Origin of the sequence: Metabacillus rhizosphaerae (genome assembly GCF_037201795.1) — a bacterium.
Classification (GTDB): Bacteria; Bacillota; Bacilli; order Bacillales; family Bacillaceae; genus Metabacillus; species Metabacillus rhizosphaerae.
Genome location: NZ_CP147403.1, coordinates 609,860 through 632,615, shown reverse-complemented (window position 1 = coordinate 632,615; position 22,756 = coordinate 609,860). Strand labels below are relative to the sequence as shown.

Below are 22,756 nucleotides of genomic sequence, written 5' to 3'. Positions count from 1 at the left end.
AAATTAATAAAATCAACATAGGCTAGAGGAGGATACCTTATTAGAGGGAATTAGATTTTGTACGGAGTTTTTGTATTTAGCTGCAGCGCTAAGCCCTTCAATATTGAAGGTAAAAGAATATCTTCTAATCATGAGCGTCTTTTCTTTAGACTGGGCAAGGGAACTTGCGCTTTTCTTAAACATTGGAGTGATAAACATGCAGGTGAAAATTGGAGATGTAGTAGCAAGAAAATCCTATAAGCTTGACCTGTTATTTAGAGTGATTGATGTAAAAACATCTGCTAATGGTGAGCAGGTTGCAATTTTATATGGAGATGAAGTTAGGCTAATAGCAGATGCACAATGTGATGATCTAGTTGTTGTGGATGAAAATGAAAAGAATAGTCGTAAGCAAAAGGAAAAGGAAATCATTGATCAATCGTATTATTTATTTAGACAGGATTATCAACTATTGCGAGAAAAACAGGAATATTACGCAACATCTAGCTATAGTCATAATGAAGAGTTTTTCCATATTCCTGGAAGAGTTCTTCATGTTGATGGAGATCCACTTTATTTACAAAAGTGTTTATCCTTATATGAAAAGATTGGAGTCCCAGTAAATGGGATACATGTAAGTGAAAAAGAGATGCCAGAAAAAATAATTGGGCTACTAGATAAATACCGTCCAGATATATTAGTGGTGACGGGCCATGATGCTTATTCAAAGCATAAAGGAAATATAGATGATTTAAATGCATATCGGCATTCTAAACAGTTTGTTCAAACTGTGAGAAATGCCCGTAATAAAGTTCCACACCTTGATCAGCTAGTCATATTTGCAGGAGCTTGTCAGTCTCACTTTGAATCTTTAATTCGTGCAGGTGCTAATTTTGCCAGTTCACCTTCACGAGTTAATATACATGCATTAGACCCGGTATACATTGTTGCAAAAATAAGTTTTACACCTTTTGTTGAAAGAATAAATGTATGGGATGTTCTTAGAAATACCCTAACAAGAGAAAAAGGACTTGGTGGTGTAGAAACAAAGGGAGTTCTTCGAACAGGTATGCCATATAGAAAACATGATTTCCAATAATATTTTGCCGCTTAGCATTTATGTAATGTAAGTGGCTTTTTTTCTGTAAGGATAAGAACTTCAAAGGAATTCTAAAAAAAAATCTATTTTTTTTGATAAAAATCATGGTTATTTATTATTAGAGTAGTGTCTATTCCAAATGTTTATTTCTTACGTTTAATCCCAAAAAACCTTATGATTTAAGCTATTTTCAGTCAAAAAATGAACAATTAATTATGAAATAAAAAAAACATTCATTTTTACACATAAAAGTGTACGACTTTGTTCAAACTACATGTAGGTCGAGTGAGAATTTTGTTGAAAATAATTTATTGACAGTAGGGAAAAGTTATTGATATAATTTAAATTTTATTTGACTTACATAGGCTTAAGATGTATAATTATACTAGTGAGGTGGATGCAATGGGAAAAACTCTAACGGATATTAAAAAGTCCTTGGATGGTAATCTTGGCAGACGATTAACTCTTAAAGCAAACGGTGGTCGTAGAAAAACGATAGAACGCTGTGGTGTACTTGCAGAAACCTATCCATCTGTCTTTGTTATTGAGCTTGATCAAGATGAAAATTCTTTTGAACGTGTATCTTACAGCTATGCTGATGTTTTAACTGAAACAGTACAATTAACATTTTTTGAAGATACAACAGGTTCATTTGCAGTTAGTGGACAGTAGACAGCGAATTGTTTACTGTTTTTTCTTTTGGAAAAAAAGAGTACTACTATAGATTAAATAAGTTTAGGCCATTTTTAATAAGTGTTGAGGGGCTACTCAAGATTTCCGTTGTAATTAATGGTGGCGGGAGCCTAAGAAGCAGGATTTAACAATTAATTATCTTCATAATATGATGTTTTAATACAAATGATATAAAATGCCGCGTTAAATTTCTTCTTTCAAATTCAAGCTTATCCTTTGAAAGGATGTGTTTTTAGCATGGGCAGACGTCGTGGAATTATGTCTGAAAGCTTTAAATATGAATTGGCAAAGGACTTAGGTTTTTACGATACAGTTAAAGAAGAAGGCTGGGGAGCAATTCGGTCGCGTGATGCTGGTAATATGGTTAAGCGCGCCGTTGAATTAGCACAATCACAGCTTGCTCAACAGAATAATAGGAATAAATAGAAAAGCGGCAGGGTTGACTTGTAAGTTCAGTGATCTCATTTTGAGGACTGTTCTTGTAGTCAGCCCTTTCTTTCTATAGGAAAAATATTGAATTAAATGCTAGGTTTTGGTGTCTAGCTCGAATTTTACACTCCCTATACGCTAAATCAACATTGAACGCTCGTGCTCTTCATGTTTTCTTTGCCGCACCTTAACTTGCAGTTAATTATAACTGCAAGTTAATGCGGCAATAAGTCTCGATATCCATCAGAAAACCACTGATGGAAGGAGTGCTCTTTTTCTTCGTCGCTGACCAAGGCGCTTACGCTTTTCTATAAATGTCGAAAAAGGAAATACTTTACCTGCTTTTGTGGTACAATGTTGATAAAATTTCAGATCGTCAAAGTAGGTGAATACGATGCGTGTTTTAGAAAAAGCACCAGCGAAGATAAATTTATCATTAGATGTCCTTCACAAACGTAAGGATGGCTTTCATGAAGTGAAAATGATTATGACAACGATAGATCTAGCCGACCGTGTTGAGCTAGTTGATTTACCATATGATGAAATAAGGATTATTTCTCATAACCGCTTTGTTCCAGATGATCAACGGAACTTAGCATATCAGGCAGCTAAATTATTAAAAGACCGATTTAAGATAAGAAAAGGGATATCTATTTCAATTACAAAAACAATACCAGTAGCTGCAGGCTTAGCAGGAGGAAGTAGTGATGCGGCTGCAACTTTACGAGGGCTAAATCGGTTATGGAATTTAGGTTTAACTTTAGATGAATTAGCAAATCTAGGAGCAGAAATCGGATCAGATGTATCCTTTTGTGTATATGGAGGGACTGCGTTAGCTACTGGTAGAGGTGAAATTATTCAACATATTACTCCACCACCACATTGTTGGGTCGTACTTGCAAAGCCAACAATTGGTGTTTCTACAGCTGACGTATATAAGAATTTAAACATCAACTCTATTCATCATCCTTATGTAGAGGGGATGATTGAAGCGTTAAAAATCGGTGATTATGATCAAATATGCAATCTTATGGGAAATGTATTAGAGAGTGTAACATTACATATGTATCCTGAGGTCGCAAATATAAAAGACCAAATGAAACGCTTTGGCGCTGACGCAGTATTAATGAGTGGTAGTGGACCAACAGTTTTTGGTCTCGTGCAATATGAATCACGCTTGCCAAGAGTTTATAATGGTTTAAGGGGATTTTGTGACCAAGTTTTTGCGGTAAGGATGCTTGGAGAACGAAACTGCCTTGATTAAATACGGATATTAAGTTATATTTACTATAATAATATTCGGATTTTGGAGGTTACCATTTCATGAAATTTCGTCGTAGTGGTCGTCTTGTGGATATGACAAACTACATGCTTCATCATCCACATTCGTTAGTGCCATTAACATTCTTTTCTGAGAAATATAAATCAGCTAAATCTTCCATAAGCGAAGACTTGACGATTATTAAAGAGACTTTTGAGCAACATGGAATTGGAACTTTACTAACCGTACCTGGTGCTGCTGGTGGAGTGAAGTTTATTCCACAAGTCGAGGCAAATGAAGCATTACAATTCATTGACGAGCTTTGTGAATTAATGGCTAAACCAGAAAGGTTACTTCCTGGAGGTTATTTGTATTTAACGGATATCCTAGGTAACCCTTCTATTGTAAACAAGTTGGGAAGATTATTTGCAACGGTTTTTAGCAACCGTAAAATTGATGTAGTAATGACTGTAGCAACTAAGGGTATACCTCTCGCCTATGCAGTCGCAGGACAGCTTGGTGTGCCTGTTGTTATGGTAAGAAAAGATAGTAAGGTAACAGAGGGTTCTACGGTAAGTATTAATTATGTTTCTGGTTCATCAAAGCGGATACAAACGATGCTATTAGCAAAAAGAAGTTTAAAAGAAGGTTCAAATGTATTAATTATTGATGACTTCATGAAAGCTGGAGGTACAATTAATGGCATGATTAGCCTCTTGGAAGAGTTTAAGGCTAATGTGGCAGGTATCGGTGTTCTTGTAGAAACTGAGGGAGTAGAAGAGAGATTGGTTGATGAATACGTCTCTCTCGTGAAATTAACTGATGTAGATACTCGTGAAAAACACATCCAGGTAATGGCGGGAACATATTTACAGTTTGTGAAGGATAAGGAGATTGGAGAGGATTAGTATGAATATAGTAAGTACAAATCAGGCACCAGCCGCTATTGGTCCATATTCTCAAGGTATTATCGCAGGTAATATATTTTATAGTTCAGGCCAGATTCCCTTAACTGCTGAGGGCGAATTGGTTACAGGAGATATTGCAGAACAAACACATCAAGTTTTTAAAAACTTAAAAGCAGTACTAGAAGAGGCTGGAGCTTCATTTGAATCAGTTGTTAAAGCTACAGTATTTCTTAAGGATATGAATTCGTTTGCTGCATTTAATGATGTGTACGGCCATTATTTTGCAGAGCATAAACCGGCACGTTCTTGTGTAGAGGTTGCACGTCTTCCGAAGGATGTTCTTGTAGAAATTGAAGTAATAGCATTAATTAAATAAAGATCTTTTAATTACCAATCGTTTAATAGACGGTTGGTTTTTTGTTTGCTAAAAAAGAAGTCTTTTCTTGTATTTTCATCTAAATCCTAGTACCTCTTTTCACTTTCACTCCATTATCTATGAGGAGTAGTGTATTATTATCAGTCGTTGTATGTCTGTGTGGATGAATAAGGAGCTTTTATTTAAAATTTATTAGGCTAAATTAAAAAAATTTTCAAATAATGCAGGAATAAACAAAAAAACGTTGAATTTAGTAACTAAAGTTTTTCATATGGGGGAAAAGGTGGTGAACAGAATGGAAGTTACAGACGTTAGATTACGCCGCGTAAATACCGAAGGTCGTATGAGAGCGATTGCATCTATCACACTAGATCATGAATTTGTTGTTCATGATATTCGTGTTATTGATGGAAATAACGGTCTCTTTGTTGCGATGCCAAGTAAGCGTACTCCTGATGGAGAGTTCAGAGATATTGCACACCCTATTAACTCTAATACACGCGGAAAGATTCAAGATGCTGTATTAGCTGAATATCATCGTTTAGGTGAGCTAGAAGTAGAATTTGAAGAAGCAGGTGCTTCATAAAATATGAAAAGGGACTTTGCATATTAAATGCAGGGTCCTTTTTTTATGTTTAGTATAAATGTTAGGTACTTTTTGTAGTTTCGTACTAAAAATAAAATTATGATAAAATTAGAAATATCATGTACTTTTAAATGCTATCTTGAAATGCGCGTTGTTTTAGGATATATTCTTTTATGGATAAATAGGTATTTACGTATAAATGTTTTGTTTAAAAAAGTTAAATATTATAATGGAGGCCTAGTAAATGGATAATCGGTTCGCAGTTATTTTAGCTGCAGGTCAAGGCACACGGATGAAATCTTCACTATATAAAGTTCTACATCCTGTATGTGGAAAACCAATGGTACAGCATGTTTTAGATCATGTCTCTAAATTAGACTTAGCAAAAATTGTTACTGTTGTTGGTCATGGTGCTGAAATAGTAAAATCGGAACTTGGAGATGTTAGTGAGTATGCTTTGCAAAGTGAACAGTTAGGGACTGCTCATGCTGTTATGCAGGCTGCATCATACTTAGAGAATGAAGAGGGAACAACGATTGTTATTTGCGGTGATACTCCCCTTATCACGCCAGACACTCTTAATTCTTTATTAACTCATCACCAAGAAACAAATGCAATGGCAACGATCTTAACTGCAAAAGCCGATGATCCTACTGGCTATGGCCGCATCGTTCGTAATGAAATGGGAACGGTGGAAAAAATAGTTGAGCATAAGGACGCAACAGAATTAGAACGAGGTATTCCGGAAATTAATACAGGTACATATTGCTTTGATAATAAAGAATTATTTAAAGCATTATCAAATGTATCGAATGATAATGTCCAAGGAGAATATTACCTACCAGATGTAATTGAAATCCTCCAAAAAGAAGGTAAGATCGTTTCAGCGTATCAAACAGCTTCTTTTGATGAAACTTTGGGAGTAAACGACCGAATTGCGTTATCTCAAGCAGAAAAAATTATGAAGCAACGCATCAATAAAGAGCATATGAGAAATGGTGTATCGTTAATTGATCCTGATCACACGTATATTTCAGCAGATGCCGTAATTGGACGTGATACAGTTATCTATCCCGGAACAATGATTATTGGTGAAACTGTAATCGGTGAAAATTGCATTATTGGTCCAAATTCAGAAATAAAAAATTGCACAGTTCAAAATGAAACAACAATCCGCCAATCTGTTGCCCATGATAGTCATATTGGTAATAGTGTTGCAATTGGGCCATTTGCGCACATTCGTCCTTCATCTACTATTTCTGATGAAGTGAAAATTGGGAACTTCGTTGAAATCAAAAAATCGACAATGGGTAAAGGAAGTAAAGCATCACATTTAAGCTATATTGGAGATGCTGAAGTTGGTGCAGATGTAAATCTTGGATGTGGATCTATTACTGTTAATTATGACGGTAAAAATAAGTTTTTAACAAAGATTGAAGATGGAGCTTTTATAGGTTGTAATTCTAACTTAGTTGCCCCTGTAACAATCGGTAAAGGAGCATATGTTGCCGCTGGATCAACAGTTACAAATGATGTACCAGAAAAGGCGTTATCGGTTGCGCGATCAAGACAAGTAAATAAAGAGAATTATGTCGATCGTTTAAATAATAAAAATTCCTAATGGAGGTTTTCACTTTACCATGTCTAATCGCTATGGAGATTCTAATTTAAAAATATTTACGCTAAACTCTAATCCTGCTTTAGCACAAGAAATTGCTGAAATTGTTGGGGTTGATTTAGGGAAGAGTTCTGTAACTCGCTTTAGTGATGGAGAAATTCAAATTAATATCGAAGAAAGTATTCGTGGTTGTGATGTTTATATTATCCAATCAACAAGTGGTCCTGTCAACGAGCACTTAATGGAGCTATTAATTATGATAGATGCTTTAAAGCGTGCATCAGCCAAAACGATTAACCTCGTTATTCCTTACTATGGTTATGCGAGACAAGATCGTAAAGCAAGAGCTAGAGAGCCAATTACAGCTAAGCTTGTGGCAAACCTAATAGAAACAGCAGGATCAACTCGTGTTATCACGCTTGATCTACATGCACCACAAATTCAAGGATTCTTTGATATACCAATCGATCATCTTATGGGAGTTCCAATTTTAGGAGAGTATTTCCTGGGTAAGAAATTAGATGATATTGTCATTGTTTCCCCGGATCATGGTGGTGTTACACGTGCTCGTAAATTGGCAGATAAGCTAAAAGCTCCTATTGCGATTATTGACAAAAGACGCCCAAGACCTAATGTTGTTGAAGTGATGAATATTGTTGGTAATATCGAAGGGAAAACAGCCATCCTAATCGATGATATTATCGACACAGCAGGAACGATTACTCTAGCAGCTAACGCGCTTGTTGAAAATGGCGCAAAAGAGGTATATGCTTGTTGCACACATCCAGTTTTATCTGGTCCAGCTATTGAGCGTATTCAAAATTCTAAAATTAAAGAACTAGTTGTTACAAATTCAATTGCATTACCTGAAGAGAAGCGTATTGATAAATTAGTTGAATTATCTGTGGCTCCATTAATTGGTGAAGCTATCATACGTGTACATGAAAAACAATCTGTAAGTTTACTTTTCGATTAATATAATTGAAGCCTAATCTTAAACGTTTTTCAGGTGAGGGAACTATACAATTCACCTGAGAAGTTTTGCTTAAGGTTAGGCTTTTTTGTTTTATTTTTTAAAAGTCTTCTACCGTGGATAGCGCTTTGAAATCCAGCTCCAGCGCCTAGCGACTAGTGAAATCCACCCTCCTTATACGCTAAGTCAACATCGAACGCTCGTGTTCTTCGTGTTTCCTTTGCGCACCTTAACGGGCACTAAATGAAAGAACTCCCCTTAAAAGTCCGATAAGTCTCGCTATACATCAGAAAAACCCTGATGGGAGTCTTACTTTATCTCATACGGAGTGCTCTTTTTTCTACGTCGCTGATCAAGGCGCTTACGCTTTTCTAATCGCCTTTCTTAAAAAAATGTTTATACCTCCCCTGTTATGGGCAAACAATAGATATAGGCAAAATTCGTTAGGAAGGTGTTAATATGACAACATTACAAGCAACTGAAAGAACGGAATTCACAAACTCAGCTAAAAGAAAAATTCGTGAATCAGGAAAAGTACCCGCGGTTATTTACGGAAAGGCTTCAGAAAATAAATCAGTAGCGTTAGATAGTATTGAACTAATTAAGACATTGAGAGAAGAAGGTAAGAATTCAATTATTACTCTAGATGTTAATGGATCATCACATGCAGTTATGCTCTATGATATGCAAAAAGACCCATTAAAAAATGAAATTGTTCATGCGGATTTTCATATAGTGGACATGAAATCAGATGTACAAGTTGAAGTGCCGATTCACTTAACAGGCGAAGCTCTAGGAGTGAAGGATGGTGGTGTTTTACAGCAACCTCTTCATGAAGTAACAATCACTGCGAAACCAGGGAAGATTCCACAGACGATTGATGTTGATATTACGAACCTTGGAGTAAATGAGACACTATTGATAAAGGATATTCCAAATAATAGGAACTATTCTTTCGTGCAAGATGAAGAACAGGTTATTGCATCCGTTCTCCCACCACAACAAGAAGCAGAAATTGATAGTGGAGAAGAGCAAGAAGCTGGAACTCCTGAAAACGAAGAGGGTCGTGAGCATAACGCTGAGTAATACTAGATAGAAAATGCATATTTAATATATAGTGTCAGTCTGTAACCAAATGTTTTTAGAGAGAATTCATTTTTCTCTTTAAAAAAGCCATTGGTAAGGGCTGACACTTTACTTTTGAGGAAGCCACTTTTGTGCTATTGTTATATAAATAGTCTCAATAATTGAAAATAAAATGTAAAAGTTTAATGATAAGTATATAATAAGGTCAGATGCTTTTTTAAGTAATAACAAGGTATTAAATCTTTTCACTTAGTTTTGGTTGCTAGCTCCAGCGCCCAGCGCCTAGTGAAACTTCACACTCCTTATACGCTAAGTCAACATCGAACGCTCGTGCTCTTCGTGTTTCCTTTGCCGCATCTTAACGGGCAGTAAATGATAACTTGCCCGTAAAGGTCCGATAAGTCTCGCTATCCATCAGAAAACCACTGATGGAAGTCTCGCTTTATCTCATACGGAGTGCTCTTGTTTCTCGTCGCTAAACGGGCGCTTGCGCTTTTCTAATATGATTTGTGTTGGGAGGGTTTCTAGTTATGAAACTCATAGTCGGGTTAGGTAACCCTGGGAAAGAGTATGATCAAACAAGACACAATGTAGGTTTTATGATAATAGATAGGCTTTCAGAAGAGTTATCTATCCCTCTTGATCGTCACAAGTTTAATGGGCTATACGGAATGGGGCATATTTCAGGAGAGAAAGTCATATTATTAAAACCACTTACATACATGAATCTGTCAGGGGAATGCATTCGACCTTTGATGGATTATTATGAAATAAATGATGACGAACTAGTCGTTATTTACGATGACCTTGACCTACCTGTTGGAAAAATTCGATTAAGAACAAAAGGTAGTGCGGGAGGTCATAATGGGATTAAATCAATGATTCTACACTTAGCGACACAAGAATTTAATCGGATCCGTGTAGGTATTGATCGTCCGGCAAATGGAATGAAAATTTCAGATTATGTATTAAGCCGATTTTCTTCAGATGAAGCACAGGGGATAATTGAAGCAATTGAACGTTCAGCAAATGCATGTGAAAAATGGTTATCAACCTCTTTCACCCAAGTTATGAATGAATATAATTAAGAAAAGCTATAGAGCGCATTTAATACATGTATATTGAGCCTCTAAAAGGTACATACTAGGACTAAAACAAACCTTTTTAGGGGAGGCAATTATGGCTCTGCATTATCATTGTAGACACTGTGGTGTGAATGTAGGAAGCATTGATAATATCTCTGTTTCAAGCGAACAGCTAGGGTTTGATCATTTAACAAATGATGAACGTCAAGAGATGATCACTTACCAGCAAAATGGTGATATTCACATAAAAACAATTTGTGAGGATTGTCAGGATGCTCTAAATAGAAATCCAGATTTACACCAATATGAGAGTTTTATTCAGTAAGAGCTTTGGGTGCAACCCCAAAGCATTTTTCTGTTTTGACTTTTCATGATGGGTAAGTACGTGTAAACATAAGTATCAGTACGAATTTTAAAACCAATAACCTGATAATAGATGAATCTATGAATTTATTTTGAGAGGAGGGGCTTTAGCTTGAATAGTTTGCAACAATACTTTTATGATACAGACGATTTTAAAACAATCGTTTCAGGAATTGAAGAAGGATTAAAGGAACAACTTGTAGCTGGTTTGTCTGGTTCAGCGAGAACAGTTTTTACTGCAGCTCTTTATAATGATTTAAAGAAATCAGTGTTAATTGTCACACATAACCTTTACCAAGCTCAAAAAATATATGAGGATTTAGTCCACTTAATAGTGGAAGATGTTTATCTATATCCTGTGAATGATTTAATTGCATCTGAAATTGCCATTGCTAGTCCAGAGCTAAAGGCTCAAAGAATTGAGGTTCTTAATAGACTTGCTGAAGGGAAACGTTCAATCATTGTCGCACCAGTGGCAGGGGTTAGACGCTTGCTTCCACCTACAGAGATTTGGAAAGATAAGCAGTTGAAATTGACACTAGGACAAGATATTGATCTAGAGGAATATATTCAAAAGTTTATTTCACTTGGCTACGAAAGAACTGATATGGTTAGCTCACCGGGAGAATTTAGTGTTCGAGGTGGCATAATTGATATTTACCCTCTAACCGAAGAAAATGCACTTCGCATAGAACTGTTTGATACGGAGATTGACTCCATTCGTTCATTTAATATTGATGATCAACGTTCGATACATATGCTGAATGAGATTTCTATTGGACCTGCAATTGAAATGATTGTAAATGAAGATTCTAAAGCTAGAAGCATACAAGCAGTCGAATTCGGTTTAGCAAAAAGTCTAAAAAAAATGAAAAACGAACAGCAAAAGGAATTACTTATTGAAAATATTCAATATGATTTGGAACGCCTGCGTAATGGGCAATTTAGCCAAGATATTTTTAAATATTCCTCGCTTATCTATGATAAGCCTACTAGTTTACTAGATTATTTTTCAGATAACTCTATTGTAATCCTTGATGAAATAAGTAGAATTCATGAAACATATGACCAGTTAGACAGAGAAGAGGCTGAATGGTATACAAGTCTACTTGAAGATGGAAAGATTTTTCAAGATGTTAAAATGTCACATTCCTATGTGGATGTTGTGACAAAATCCAAGCATCCCTTAATCTATCTATCATTATTCTTGAGGCATGTCCCTTATACAAGCCCCCAAAATATCTTAAATTTATCATGTAAGCAAATGCAAAACTTTCACGGTCAGATGAATGTTTTAAAAAATGAACTTGATCGTTGGAAAAAATCAAATTATGCTGTTGTATTTTTAGGGGTTAACGAGGAACGTACTAAAAAGTTAGAACAAGTTTTAGAGGACTATGAAATAAACGCAACTATACTAGGTGATAAGGAAGCATTAGTTAGCGGGAAAGTTTGCATTATCGAAGGAGACCTTCAGACTGGTTTCGAGCTACCTATGCAAAAGCTTGCTGTGATCACTGAAGAGGAGCTTTTCAAAAAAAGAGTTAAAAAACAGGTTAGAAGGCAGAAGCTTTCTAATGCTGAACGAATAAAGAGCTATTCCGAATTGGAGATTGGTGATTATGTCGTTCATGTTAATCATGGGATAGGTAAATATCTCGGTATTGAAACACTTGAGATTAATGGAATTCATAAAGATTATTTAAATATTAGATATCAAGGTAGCGATCAATTATATGTACCGGTTGAGCAAATAGACCAAGTACAAAAGTATGTAGGATCAGAAGGTAAAGAACCAAAGATTTACAAGCTTGGTGGAAGTGACTGGCGTAGAGTTAAGAAGAAAGTAGAATCATCTGTACAAGATATAGCCGATGATTTAATTAAGCTATATGCAGAGCGTGAGGCGAGTGAAGGGTATGCGTTTTCACCTGATGGGGAAATGCAGAAGGAATTTGAGTTAGCCTTTCCGTATCAAGAAACAGAGGACCAGATTCGCTCTATTCAAGAAATTAAGAAGGACATGGAGCGCCTACGTCCAATGGACCGACTTCTATGTGGTGATGTTGGTTATGGGAAAACAGAAGTTGCAATAAGAGCAGCGTTTAAAGCCATTGCTGATGGAAAGCAGGTCGCTTTGTTAGTTCCAACAACAATCCTGGCACAACAGCATTTTGAGACAGTTCGTGAGCGGTTTCAAGAGTATCCAATAAAGGTAGGTCTGCTAAGTCGCTTTAGATCTAGGAAAGAAATTAACGAAACGAAAAAAGGGCTTAGTAATGGAACAGTAGATATGGTTATCGGTACGCACAGACTATTATCAAAAGATGTTTTATATAAAGATTTAGGTTTACTTATAATAGATGAAGAGCAACGTTTTGGTGTAACACACAAAGAGAAGATAAAGCAGTTAAAGTCAAATGTTGATGTACTAACATTAACCGCTACTCCAATTCCTAGAACTTTACATATGTCAATGCTAGGGGTTCGAGATTTATCTGTTATTGAAACACCGCCTGAAAATCGTTTTCCAGTGCAAACATATGTTGTTGAATACAATGGTGCTCTTGTAAGAGAATCAATTGAACGAGAAATGGCACGTGGCGGTCAAGTTTTCTTTTTATATAACAGGGTTGAGGATATTGAAAGAAAGGCAGAAGAAATTTCTATGCTTGTACCTGATGCTAGGGTTACATATGCCCATGGTAAAATGACAGAAAATGAACTAGAATCTGTTATGCTCAATTTCCTTGAAGGTGAGTTTGATGTTCTCGTCAGTACGACAATTATTGAGACTGGTGTAGATATTCCAAATGTAAATACATTAATTGTAAATGATGCAGATAAGATGGGTTTATCACAGCTTTATCAGCTCAGAGGTAGGGTTGGGCGTTCAAATCGTGTTGCTTATGCTTATTTCACACATAGAAAAGATAAGGTTCTAACAGAAGTAGCTGAAAAAAGGCTTCAAGCTATTAAAGAATTTACAGAATTGGGCTCGGGATTTAAAATTGCGATGCGTGATCTATCAATTAGGGGTGCGGGTAATTTGTTAGGAGCCCAACAGCACGGGTTTATCGATTCAGTTGGATTTGACCTTTATTCACAAATGCTAAAAGAAGCAATTGAAGAAAGGCAAACAGATCCAACAAAAGAAAAAGCAATCGAGGTTGAAATTGACCTGCAGGTGGATGCTTATTTACCACAAGAGTATATTACAGATGGTCGTCAAAAAATTGATATGTATAAGCGTTTTAGAGCTATTACATCGCTTGAAGAATTAGAAGAACTACAAGAAGAAATCATTGACAGATTCGGAGAATATCCAGTTGAGGTTTCTTACTTGTTCCAAATAGCACGAATAAAGGTATTTGCTATTCAAGAAAGAGTGGAGCTTATTAAGCAAGATAAAGATGTAATTAATATACTGATCGAAGAGGGAGCAAGTAATAAAATTGATGGTCATAGGCTTTTTGAATTAAGCAATAGATATAACCGAGTCGTAGGACTAGGTATGGATGGTAGCAGACTGAAGCTAACTATTGCTACAAAAGGACTGGCTGTCCCAAAATGGTTAGATATTATTAATGAGTTACTTAATGGCTTAGCACAAGTGAAAAAAGAGGAAATGACCCTAAATTAAGGTTTAGTAGGAATAGTTTAAGGAAAGGCTTATTAGTTGCTGCTTCATTTAAAATGTTAAAAAATCACTTTCATGATGTATATTACATCTCTTGTGAAGGATACTAATTTCAACAAATGGTGATTGTTACATAAAAAGCAAGCTCCTGTCAGAAAGTTTTTTAATAAAAACATTTAATCAGAAGGTAAGAGTTGATTACAACTCAATTTGCCAATGAACAGGAAATAAAACAATCATCTTTTTTCCTATCATCCGATGAAAGTGAGGCAACATAAGATGAAAGCAACTGGTATTGTTCGTCGCATTGATGATTTAGGTCGCGTAGTTATTCCAAAGGAAATTCGGAGAACACTTCGAATTCGTGAAGGGGATCCTCTAGAGATTTTTGTGGATCGAGATGGTGAGGTAATATTAAAAAAATATTCACCTATTAGCGAACTAAGCGACTTTTCTAAGGAATACGCAGATGCCCTTTACGATAGTTTAGGTCATCCAGTTTTAATCTGTGATAGAGATACATTTATTGCTGTATCTGGTGGTTCTAAAAAGGATTACCTTAATAAGAACATAGGTGAGATTGTCGAGAAGGTAATGGAAGATAGAAGTTCTGTTTTGCAAACAGATGGTGGCGAAACTCAGATTATCGATGGAGTGAGTGAAGAGATTAAATCATATACCATTGGCCCGATTGTCGCAAACGGTGATCCAATTGGCGCTGTTATTATCTTTTCCAGAGAACAGTCGATTGGAGAAGTTGAACATAAGGCTGTCGAGACAGCTTCAGGATTTTTAGCCCGTCAAATGGAACAGTGATCCTTAAATTAAAAAGGGTAGCGAATTCGCTACCCTTTTTTAACGTAACTGAATTTATAATTTTTCTTACTTAGTTTTGGTGTCTAGCTCCAGCGCCTAGACCCTCTTAGGTCATAAGTCTGTTCAAGGCGCTTCCACTTTTATATAATACTGCTAAAGGATTTTTGAGAGGAGATGGACATGAACGTCCAAAAGAATAGTATTAATCTGGCTATGCAGGGTGCAGTTGTCCTAACGATTGCGGGATTAATTACAAAAATATTAAGCGCTGCATATCGTGTTCCATATCAAAATATAGTAGGAGATATCGGCTTTTATATTTACCAACAAGTTTACCCCTTTTATGGTATGAGTGTGATCTTAGCAACCTCAGGATTTCCAGTATTGATCTCGAAGGTAATGACAGATTATGGATATGGAAAGTCTGTGCAAATCCGATCGAAAATTATGACAATAACCTTTTTATATTTAACAGTATTTGGTCTTATTTTATCTATCTTTTTATACATATCTTCTGATGAAATAGCTGCTATTATGGGGGATTCACACTTAACGGCGCTCATTAAAGTAACATCAATTTCATTTATTATTGTACCTTTCGTCTCGTTATTCAGAGGGTACTTTCAGTCAGAGCAAAATATGCATCCAACTGCAGTTTCACAGGTTATTGAGCAAGGAATTAGGGTATCGTGTATTTTAATAAGCTCTTATTTAATGATAAGGGCTGGCTATAATCTTTATGAAGCGGGTTTTGGAGCGTTAGTAGGATCAATTGTTGGGAGTCTCGCGGCCTTCATGATGTTGCTAATTTTTTGGAGAAAAGAACAGCAGGAGCTAATGAGATGGAATATTTCAGCACCTATTCACACATTGAAAATCCTAGCCTCCTTAATAAAGTATAGTTTAACAATCGGTTTAAGTAGCTTACTGCTTATTTTTATTCAACTCATTGATGCACTCAATCTATATTCTCTTTTAATCGGAGAAGGAATGGGAGAGGTTTTAGCGAAAGAAACTAAGGGAGTATATGATCGTGGACAACCTCTTATTCAATTAGGAACTGTTGTTGCTACGTCTTTAGCATTGTCACTTGTTCCTCTTATTGCAAGTGCAAAGGCTCAAAATAATTTTAAATTAATTCAAGATAAGCTAAATCTTTCTTTAAAAATTTGTATTGTCATTGGTGCAGGTGCATCAGCAGGGCTAATCGCAATCATGAAACCAACGAATGTTATGCTTTTTACAAATGCCTCGGGTTCTTTCGTATTAATGATCTTAAGTGCATCGATATTGTTTACTTCATTATGCTTAACAATGTTTGCTATTCTACAGGGGCTAGGTTATACCTTTTTACCAGCTCTGTCCGTTTTAGTGGGTGTGGGGGTTAAATATTTGATGAATATCTGGCTAGTACCAAAGTATGGTGTAGTGGGAGCTGCCATTTCGACGGTGTTTTCTTATAGTTTAATTGCGTTAATAACTATTTTGTTTATGATAGTAAAGGGCTATACATTTAAGCAAGGTAAGAGTTTGTTTAAGATAAGTCTCGCAACCATTTTGATGATCAGTATATTAATAATGTTTATAATGGTTACAGGTTTGTTTATTGACTTGGATACTCGTCTATATGCAAGCGTTGTATCTTTTAGTGGGGTACTGGTTGGCGGAGGTTTTTATGGATGGGCTATATTAAAACTAAACGTATTTTCACGTGATGAGCTTCAATACATTCCGATAGTAAAAAAACTTGTAAAATGATAGAAATGAGGATCATAAATGGCTAAACAAATCACAATTGTTGGTTTAGGTGCAGGTGACTTAAACCAATTACCTTTTGGTGTATATCAATTGATTACGAAAAGTGAACATTTATTTTTGCGAACAAAAGAGCACCCGATTATTGATGAATTAAATAGTGAAATAACCTATGAAGCTTTTGATTTTATTTATGAAGAGAATGATGATTTTGGTGAAGTGTATAGGAAAATTGTCGAAGTTTTATTAACTAAGGCTGCCGAAACTGACATTGTTTATGCCGTACCAGGTCACCCACTTGTAGCAGAGAAAACTGTACAGCTTCTACTGACTGAGGGAAGAGAGCGGGGTTATACAATTGTTGTACAAGGAGGGCAGAGCTTTCTGGACTCGACATTTCAGGTATTAGAAATTGACCCAATTGAAGGATTTCAACTTGTTGATGCATTAACATTAAAAAGTGACCAACTTCAATTAAACGGGCATGTTATCATTACGCAGGTCTATGATCAAATGGTAGCATCAGAAGTAAAGCTAACGTTAATGGAGCAACTTCCTGATGATTATAAAGTTGTGGTAGTAACGGCAGCAGGAAGTAGTCAACAGATCATTAAAGAGGTTGCGCTTTATGAACTTGACCGTGAAACAAGTGTAAATAATTTAACAAGTGTTTACATACCGCCAGTTAAAAATGTAGAAATGTTACACCATCAATTTACATCCTTACGTCAAATTATTGCTCAGTTACGTGGACCAAATGGATGCCCGTGGGATAAAGAGCAAACACATCATTCATTAAAAAAGTATCTAATTGAGGAGTGCTATGAATTACTTGAGGCAATTGAGAAGGAGGATATTGACCATATAGTTGAAGAATTAGGTGATGTCCTTTTACAAGTTGTTCTTCATGCTCAAATTGGGGAAGATGATGGGATGTTCTCAATTAATGACGTGATTAAAGGAATTTCAGATAAAATGGTCCGTAGACATCCACATGTTTTTGGGGAAACGATTGTTCAAGACAGTGATGAGGTTTTAATGAATTGGGATGCTATTAAGCGCAAAGAAAAGGATACTACAGATGAAGAGTCAATTCTTGATTCTGTTTCAACAGCTCTCCCAGCACTTTCTAAAGCCTATCACTTGCAGAAAAAGGCTGCAAAGGTTGGTTTTGATTGGCCTACTACTCATGGTGCTTGGGAAAAGGTAAAAGAAGAAATAAGTGAATTTGAAGAAGAACTTAATTTAAATAGAGACGAGCTCTTAATGATGAAGGAATTTGGTGACATTCTATTTGCGTTCGTAAATGTGGCAAGGCATTACAAAATCGAACCGGAAGAAGCTTTATCTTCAACTAATAATAAGTTTTACGATCGCTTTCGTTACATAGAAAAAAAAGCGACTGAAAATCAAATAGAGTTAAAAAACATGTCCTTAGAAGAAATGGATAAATATTGGAATGAAGCAAAGAAACTAGGATAAAGAGGGATAAGTATGAGACTAGACAAATTTTTAAAAGTATCAAGAATAATTAAAAGAAGAACGTTAGCAAAAGAAATTGCAGATCAAGGGAGAATTTCAATTAATGGCATACCAGGTAAAGCTAGTTCAAATGTGAAAATTGGTGATGAGCTCTTAATTCGATTTGGTCAAAGACTAATGACAGTTGAAATTATTGACTTGAAGGAAACAACAAGAAAAGAAGAAGCATCCGAGCTTTACCGAGTCGTTAAGGAAGAGAGGGTAAATCAAGAGTAAGGCGCCTCCGCTTTTCTAAGTGTCCAGCTCCAGTGCCTAGTCCCTCGAGGTCACAAGCCAATCAGGAATTGAAGGTAAAGAACACCTTTTATTCCTGATCGTCTTGTGCTTGTCGGGGCTGACCAAGGCACTTCCGCTTTTCTAAGTGTCCAGCTCCAGCGCCTAGTCCCTCGAGTCATAAGCCAATCCATAATTGAAGGCAAAGAACGCCTTCTATTATGGATTGTCTTATGACTCGAGGGACTGACCAAGGCACTTGCGCTTTTCTGTATAGCTTGTTCTAAACCGCATTCTTTTTACATACAAATGTAGAGGAAAATCCTTTATTAGAATGCGGGGGTAAAACATGAATCAATACTATGATAACAATTCGTCTGTCCATAAAGGTACAATTCAAGAGCATGATGTAATCATGAGGGGAAGAAAAATGTTAGAGATCACGGGCGTAAAACAAGTAGAAAGCTTTGATAGTGAGGAGTTTCTACTAGATACAGTTATGGGAGCTTTAGCTATTCGTGGTCAAAATCTTCAGATGAAAAACCTTGATGTAGATAAAGGAATTGTTTCAATAAAAGGAAGCAGAATTTTTGATCTTATTTACTTAGATGAACAGCATGGGGAGAAAGCTAAAGGGCTCTTTAGCAAGTTATTTAAATGACGCTAACCACACAGTTTTACACAATGTTAGCAATGGTCGGTATGGGAGGCTGGATCGGTGTAGCTCTCGATACATATGGTCGCTTTTTAAAGCGACCATTGAGAGCTAGATGGGTGATCTTTATCAATGACTTTATGTTTTGGGTTGTTCAAGGACTTATCCTTTTCTATCTATTGCTGCTCGTGAATGAAGGAGAACTACGAATTTACATCTTCCTAGCTGTTTTATGTGGATATGCAGCCTACCAAAGTCTCCTTAAAGGAATTTATATACGTGTCCTTGAACGATTAATTCAGACAAGCCTCAGCATCTATCGCTTTATGCTAAAGGTTTGTCATATTTTATTCGTGAAACCAATTGTAGGTCTAGTGCAGTTAATCATTGTAGTTATACTAGGTACATTAAATTTTTTATGGAGAATAACAAAATGGGCTTTTCAAATTCTATATTCTTTGGTTAAAATTTTATTAGCACCAGTTAGATTTCTTGTACGGATTTTATGGAAGCTTGTCCCGTTTACAATTAGGAACTTTCTTACAAAAAATATTGTGCGTTTAGCAGGATTCAGTAAAAAAATCAAGAATATAGCTAGTAAAATAAAAGCGTGGTGGCTACGGATAAAGAAGAAGTAAGGAGGGTATGTATGAGTCTCGAAAGATCAAGAAAAATTACGGAATTACAATCACAATATATGCAGCAGCAGGAGAGACAACTACAGCTTTCAAAAAGGCGTAAAAGAGGCTTGTTTAGAAGGTTAGTAATGATCGGACTCTTGGTGATTATTTCCTCTGTTATTATGGTAACCACCATTTTCAACCAATCAAGTGCGATAGAGGAAAAGCGTGAAGAATTAAAAAATCTTGAAAAACAACTGACCGGATTAGAAAAAGAAGAAAAAATATTAAGAGAAGAGATCGTTAAGCTTAATGATGATGAGTATATTGCTAAGATTGCAAGAAGAGACTATTTCTTATCGGATGATGATGAGATCATCTTTAATATAAAAGATTAGCCTTGTTGACACTCGATTTTTTATTTATGTATAATATAATAAAGATTCGAATGATTTTTTATCTGTTTAAGGAGGAGCATTATTTTTATGTCGATTGAAGTTGGCAGCAAGTTACAGGGTAAAGTGACGGGAATTACTAATTTTGGAGCGTTTGTGGAGCTACCAGGAGGTTCAACAGGACTCGTACACATCAGTGAAGTTGCCGATAATTATGTGAAGGATATTAATGATCACTTAAAAGTCGGAGACGAGGTTACAGTAAAGGTTATTAATGTTGAGAACGATGGTAAAATTGGTCTATCTATTAAAAAAGCAATAGATCGTCCAGAGCGCCCTGAGCGTTCAGAACGTCCAGAACGTCCAAGAAACACGGATCGTCCGAGGAATTCAGATCGCCCAAGACAAAGAGGAAATGATTTCCGTAGTAATAACAAAGAAAACTTTGAACAAAAAATGAGTCGTTTCTTAAAAGATAGTGAAGATCGTTTGTCTTCATTGAAGCGCAATACTGAATCTAAACGCGGTGGTCGTGGAGCTAGAAGAGGTTAAGCTTGCTGCTTTCATATACATTTTGCGTAAAAGAGGCTGGGACATAACTAGCTTCAGATATGAGAAAGGTGAATTTGAGGGTACTCAAATTCACCTTTCTCTATTTTTGTGTATAAATTCCTCTATTACCTTAGTTTCTGGCAGTGAATTTTCTTAAATTCACTGCCATTAACGCAAGGCCCATTTCGTTTTCTACCCTCGATTTTCCTCGGACAGAAAATCGAGTGAAACGCAAATTAGCCTTCAAGAATCCAAAAACTGGTTCCACATCGATTTTGCGTTTTCGATAGATGGCACTCGTTTCCTCTTCTGAAAGCTTCACTCTTACATATTCTTTTTGCTGTTCCCATTTTTCATTCACCATTAGTTTTCGATTATTGCCTTCTTTTGCTTTTGTACATGATGAACGGAAGGGGCATCCCGAACAGTCTTCGCACTCGTAGATTTTGAAATTCCGTTGGAAACCTGTACGGTCATTACGGACAGAATGATATTGAAATTCAAGACGTTTCTGATTAGGGCATGTATATGTATCTGTTTCTTCATCATACTGCCAGTTGTCGGGATTAAATTTGTTTTGTTTGTACTTTTTCTTTTGTTCCTTCAAATACATGTTATAGGTAATAAGTGCTTCTCGTTTTCTGTTCGAAAGGATATCATTAAAGTTTTGTTCACTACCATAACCTGCATCTGCGACAAGATGTTTCGGTAACTCGAAATAATGCTGCTCGATCTCATCTAGAAATGGAATTAACGTACGCGTATCTGTTGGGTTAGAAAATAAACTATAGGCAAGCGAGTATTGACCTTCCGTTGCGATTTGTACATTGTAACCAGCTTTCAATTGTCCATTTTGCATATGATCATCTTTCATTCGCATAAATGTTGCATCCGGATCTGTTTTAGAATAGCTATTCCGCGTGCCAAAGATTTCAAAGTCTTGTTGGTATTTCTGTTTTCGTAAGACAAAATCAATCAACTGTTTACGGACTTGTTTCGGGTATTTGCGTTCATTTCTTAAGGCTTTTCGTTCTGTCACGTCTGATGATACTTCAATTTGTTTATCATACGCGGTTACGACATTGTCCACTTTTTGAACCAATTGAGTGAGCTCTTCTAATGATAACTGCTCATCGCTTTCACGCTCAATTTCAGGTATGATTTCGTTCTCAAGTAGCTCATTGTATAGCTGGTTTGACTTTTCAATTAAACTTTGATGATATTTCTCAATTGATTTCTTCCAGACAAACGTAAATTTATTCGCATTCGCTTCAATCTTTGTACCATCAATAAAAATCGCTTCTTGATCGATAAGTTTTTCTTCGATTAATCGGCAACGGAATTGGACGAAACATTGGCGAATTATTTCTTTCACTTCAGGTTGCACACGGAATCGGTTGATTGTACGGTAGCTTGGTTCATACCCTTGAGCTAACCACATCATACGGATACTATCATTTAATAAAGCTTCAATTTTGCGCCCTGAAAAGACAGATTGTGTGTAGGCACATAAGATAATTTTAAGCATCATGCGTGGATGATAGGCAGGACAACCCTCATTTCGAAGAAATGGTTCGAACGCTTCATGAGGGATACTTTCAACTAAATGATGGACATGGAAGGCGATATCATTATTTTGTAATTTTACTTCTAAATCTAAAGGCAAAACTAATTGATTCATGGTATAATTTTTAAACATAAGGACCCTTCTTTCGGATGAAATTTTGTGTGGTAACTTTATTTTATCAGAAGTGGTCCTTATTTTTTATTCAAAAAATAATCAAAGCCGGTGAAATTTTACTCGTCGTAAAATTTCACCGGCTTTTTCATCTAAGAGGTGGGTTTTGTCCCAGCCTCTTTTTTATCGGTTAGGAAATTTAAAAATTTTGAACTTTGGATAAGCTTATGACATCCAGTTCCAGCGAATAGCCCCTCGAGGTCATAAGCCACTCAGAAATTGAAGACAAAGAACGTCTTCTATTCCTGAGCGTCTTATGCCTGCCTTAGTCTGATCAAGGCGCTTGCGTTTTTCTTATTGAAAATCCTAAAAAATAATTTTTGTATTGACGAATTTTGAATTCAATTGTATTATATATCTTGTGCCTCAGAAGA

General features: G+C 36.1%; 22 protein-coding genes. 21 read left to right on the top strand and 1 reads right to left on the bottom strand.

What is annotated here, in order from left to right; all coding sequences use genetic code 11:
* Positions 1 to 196: 196 nt before the first annotated feature.
* The 21 genes from yabG to WCV66_RS03140 all read left to right on the top strand — a co-directional run bounded on the left by yabG (position 197) and on the right by WCV66_RS03140 (position 20,644).
* A complete protein-coding gene (yabG, locus tag WCV66_RS03240) occupies positions 197 to 1,078 on the top strand; it encodes a sporulation peptidase YabG (protein ID WP_338787884.1) in 882 nt (293 codons plus the stop codon).
* A gap of 402 nt (positions 1,079 to 1,480) precedes the next feature.
* Complete coding sequence (veg, locus tag WCV66_RS03235) at positions 1,481 to 1,750, top strand: biofilm formation stimulator Veg (protein WP_026562427.1); 270 nt, start codon at positions 1,481 to 1,483, stop codon at positions 1,748 to 1,750.
* Between the two features lie 258 nt (positions 1,751 to 2,008).
* Entirely contained in the window at positions 2,009 to 2,197 is a 189-nt protein-coding gene (locus WCV66_RS03230) for a small, acid-soluble spore protein, alpha/beta type (RefSeq protein WP_066333532.1), read from the top strand.
* Positions 2,198 to 2,594: 397 nt separating this feature from the next.
* Positions 2,595 to 3,464 carry a 4-(cytidine 5'-diphospho)-2-C-methyl-D-erythritol kinase gene (gene ispE / locus WCV66_RS03225; protein ID WP_066333530.1) on the top strand — a complete coding sequence of 290 codons (870 nt, stop codon included), beginning with the start codon at positions 2,595 to 2,597 and terminating at the stop codon, positions 3,462 to 3,464.
* Between the two features lie 59 nt (positions 3,465 to 3,523).
* Positions 3,524 to 4,369: a pur operon repressor gene (purR, locus tag WCV66_RS03220; RefSeq protein WP_066333527.1), complete on the top strand. Its 846-nt coding sequence runs from the start codon at positions 3,524 to 3,526 to the stop codon at positions 4,367 to 4,369.
* A gap of 1 nt (position 4,370) precedes the next feature.
* Positions 4,371 to 4,745: a RidA family protein gene (locus tag WCV66_RS03215; protein ID WP_066333523.1), complete on the top strand. Its 375-nt coding sequence runs from the start codon at positions 4,371 to 4,373 to the stop codon at positions 4,743 to 4,745.
* A gap of 295 nt (positions 4,746 to 5,040) precedes the next feature.
* On the top strand, positions 5,041 to 5,331 hold the full coding sequence (gene spoVG, locus WCV66_RS03210) for a septation regulator SpoVG (protein ID WP_046517517.1): 291 nt from the start codon (positions 5,041 to 5,043) through the stop codon (positions 5,329 to 5,331).
* A gap of 244 nt (positions 5,332 to 5,575) precedes the next feature.
* Positions 5,576 to 6,952 carry a bifunctional UDP-N-acetylglucosamine diphosphorylase/glucosamine-1-phosphate N-acetyltransferase GlmU gene (gene glmU / locus WCV66_RS03205; RefSeq protein WP_066333513.1) on the top strand — a complete coding sequence of 459 codons (1,377 nt, stop codon included), beginning with the start codon at positions 5,576 to 5,578 and terminating at the stop codon, positions 6,950 to 6,952.
* A 19-nt stretch (positions 6,953 to 6,971) separates the two neighbouring features.
* Positions 6,972 to 7,925 (top strand): ribose-phosphate diphosphokinase, encoded by a 954-nt coding sequence (locus WCV66_RS03200; protein ID WP_066333511.1) that lies wholly within the window; start codon positions 6,972 to 6,974, stop codon positions 7,923 to 7,925.
* Positions 7,926 to 8,381: 456 nt separating this feature from the next.
* Entirely contained in the window at positions 8,382 to 9,008 is a 627-nt protein-coding gene (locus tag WCV66_RS03195; protein ID WP_338787882.1) for a 50S ribosomal protein L25/general stress protein Ctc, read from the top strand.
* Between the two features lie 530 nt (positions 9,009 to 9,538).
* Complete coding sequence (gene pth / locus WCV66_RS03190; protein ID WP_066333505.1) at positions 9,539 to 10,096, top strand: aminoacyl-tRNA hydrolase; 558 nt, start codon at positions 9,539 to 9,541, stop codon at positions 10,094 to 10,096.
* 91 nt (positions 10,097 to 10,187) lie between these two features.
* Positions 10,188 to 10,418, top strand: coding sequence for an anti-sigma-F factor Fin family protein (locus tag WCV66_RS03185; protein WP_066333502.1), 231 nt, complete (start codon positions 10,188 to 10,190; stop codon positions 10,416 to 10,418).
* 150 nt (positions 10,419 to 10,568) lie between these two features.
* Positions 10,569 to 14,099: a transcription-repair coupling factor gene (mfd, locus tag WCV66_RS03180; RefSeq protein WP_338787881.1), complete on the top strand. Its 3,531-nt coding sequence runs from the start codon at positions 10,569 to 10,571 to the stop codon at positions 14,097 to 14,099.
* Between the two features lie 276 nt (positions 14,100 to 14,375).
* Complete coding sequence (gene spoVT, locus WCV66_RS03175; protein WP_066333486.1) at positions 14,376 to 14,912, top strand: stage V sporulation protein T; 537 nt, start codon at positions 14,376 to 14,378, stop codon at positions 14,910 to 14,912.
* Between the two features lie 180 nt (positions 14,913 to 15,092).
* Positions 15,093 to 16,670, top strand: a complete 1,578-nt coding sequence (locus WCV66_RS03170) for a polysaccharide biosynthesis protein (RefSeq protein ID WP_338787880.1) — start codon at positions 15,093 to 15,095, stop codon at positions 16,668 to 16,670.
* Between the two features lie 18 nt (positions 16,671 to 16,688).
* Positions 16,689 to 18,149 (top strand): nucleoside triphosphate pyrophosphohydrolase, encoded by a 1,461-nt coding sequence (gene mazG, locus WCV66_RS03165; RefSeq protein WP_338787879.1) that lies wholly within the window; start codon positions 16,689 to 16,691, stop codon positions 18,147 to 18,149.
* A 12-nt stretch (positions 18,150 to 18,161) separates the two neighbouring features.
* Entirely contained in the window at positions 18,162 to 18,425 is a 264-nt protein-coding gene (locus WCV66_RS03160; RefSeq protein ID WP_066333476.1) for an RNA-binding S4 domain-containing protein, read from the top strand.
* Positions 18,426 to 18,771: 346 nt separating this feature from the next.
* Positions 18,772 to 19,083, top strand: coding sequence for a sporulation protein YabP (gene yabP / locus WCV66_RS03155; RefSeq protein ID WP_066333471.1), 312 nt, complete (start codon positions 18,772 to 18,774; stop codon positions 19,081 to 19,083).
* Entirely contained in the window at positions 19,080 to 19,715 is a 636-nt protein-coding gene (gene yabQ / locus WCV66_RS03150) for a spore cortex biosynthesis protein YabQ (protein ID WP_338787877.1), read from the top strand. The genes yabP and yabQ overlap by 4 nt, the downstream gene beginning before the upstream one ends.
* An 11-nt stretch (positions 19,716 to 19,726) precedes the next feature.
* Positions 19,727 to 20,095, top strand: coding sequence for an FtsB family cell division protein (locus WCV66_RS03145; RefSeq protein ID WP_066333464.1), 369 nt, complete (start codon positions 19,727 to 19,729; stop codon positions 20,093 to 20,095).
* An 87-nt stretch (positions 20,096 to 20,182) separates the two neighbouring features.
* Positions 20,183 to 20,644, top strand: coding sequence for a S1 domain-containing RNA-binding protein (locus WCV66_RS03140; protein WP_207982025.1), 462 nt, complete (start codon positions 20,183 to 20,185; stop codon positions 20,642 to 20,644).
* Between the two features lie 130 nt (positions 20,645 to 20,774).
* Here the strand turns inward: WCV66_RS03140 and WCV66_RS03135 are convergent, their stop codons facing one another.
* Positions 20,775 to 22,343 carry an IS1182 family transposase gene (locus tag WCV66_RS03135; RefSeq protein WP_338787830.1) on the bottom strand — a complete coding sequence of 523 codons (1,569 nt, stop codon included), beginning with the start codon at positions 22,341 to 22,343 and terminating at the stop codon, positions 20,775 to 20,777.
* Positions 22,344 to 22,756 lie beyond the last annotated feature (413 nt).

Bases quoted from the DNA above. Each gene is read 5' to 3' on its own strand.
- yabG (WP_338787884.1), top strand. From the start codon at position 197: ATGCAGGTGAAAATTGGAGATGTAGTAGCAAGAAAATCCTATAAGCTT.
- veg (WP_026562427.1), top strand. From the start codon at position 1,481: ATGGGAAAAACTCTAACGGATATTAAAAAGTCCTTGGATGGTAATCTT.
- WCV66_RS03230 (WP_066333532.1), top strand. From the start codon at position 2,009: ATGGGCAGACGTCGTGGAATTATGTCTGAAAGCTTTAAATATGAATTG.
- ispE (WP_066333530.1), top strand. From the start codon at position 2,595: ATGCGTGTTTTAGAAAAAGCACCAGCGAAGATAAATTTATCATTAGAT.
- purR (WP_066333527.1), top strand. From the start codon at position 3,524: ATGAAATTTCGTCGTAGTGGTCGTCTTGTGGATATGACAAACTACATG.
- WCV66_RS03215 (WP_066333523.1), top strand. From the start codon at position 4,371: ATGAATATAGTAAGTACAAATCAGGCACCAGCCGCTATTGGTCCATAT.
- spoVG (WP_046517517.1), top strand. From the start codon at position 5,041: ATGGAAGTTACAGACGTTAGATTACGCCGCGTAAATACCGAAGGTCGT.
- glmU (WP_066333513.1), top strand. From the start codon at position 5,576: ATGGATAATCGGTTCGCAGTTATTTTAGCTGCAGGTCAAGGCACACGG.
- WCV66_RS03200 (WP_066333511.1), top strand. From the start codon at position 6,972: ATGTCTAATCGCTATGGAGATTCTAATTTAAAAATATTTACGCTAAAC.
- WCV66_RS03195 (WP_338787882.1), top strand. From the start codon at position 8,382: ATGACAACATTACAAGCAACTGAAAGAACGGAATTCACAAACTCAGCT.
- pth (WP_066333505.1), top strand. From the start codon at position 9,539: ATGAAACTCATAGTCGGGTTAGGTAACCCTGGGAAAGAGTATGATCAA.
- WCV66_RS03185 (WP_066333502.1), top strand. From the start codon at position 10,188: ATGGCTCTGCATTATCATTGTAGACACTGTGGTGTGAATGTAGGAAGC.
- spoVT (WP_066333486.1), top strand. From the start codon at position 14,376: ATGAAAGCAACTGGTATTGTTCGTCGCATTGATGATTTAGGTCGCGTA.
- WCV66_RS03170 (WP_338787880.1), top strand. From the start codon at position 15,093: ATGAACGTCCAAAAGAATAGTATTAATCTGGCTATGCAGGGTGCAGTT.
- mazG (WP_338787879.1), top strand. From the start codon at position 16,689: ATGGCTAAACAAATCACAATTGTTGGTTTAGGTGCAGGTGACTTAAAC.
- WCV66_RS03160 (WP_066333476.1), top strand. From the start codon at position 18,162: ATGAGACTAGACAAATTTTTAAAAGTATCAAGAATAATTAAAAGAAGA.
- yabP (WP_066333471.1), top strand. From the start codon at position 18,772: ATGAATCAATACTATGATAACAATTCGTCTGTCCATAAAGGTACAATT.
- yabQ (WP_338787877.1), top strand. From the start codon at position 19,080: ATGACGCTAACCACACAGTTTTACACAATGTTAGCAATGGTCGGTATG.
- WCV66_RS03145 (WP_066333464.1), top strand. From the start codon at position 19,727: ATGAGTCTCGAAAGATCAAGAAAAATTACGGAATTACAATCACAATAT.
- WCV66_RS03140 (WP_207982025.1), top strand. From the start codon at position 20,183: ATGTCGATTGAAGTTGGCAGCAAGTTACAGGGTAAAGTGACGGGAATT.
- WCV66_RS03135 (WP_338787830.1), bottom strand. From the start codon at position 22,343: ATGTTTAAAAATTATACCATGAATCAATTAGTTTTGCCTTTAGATTTA.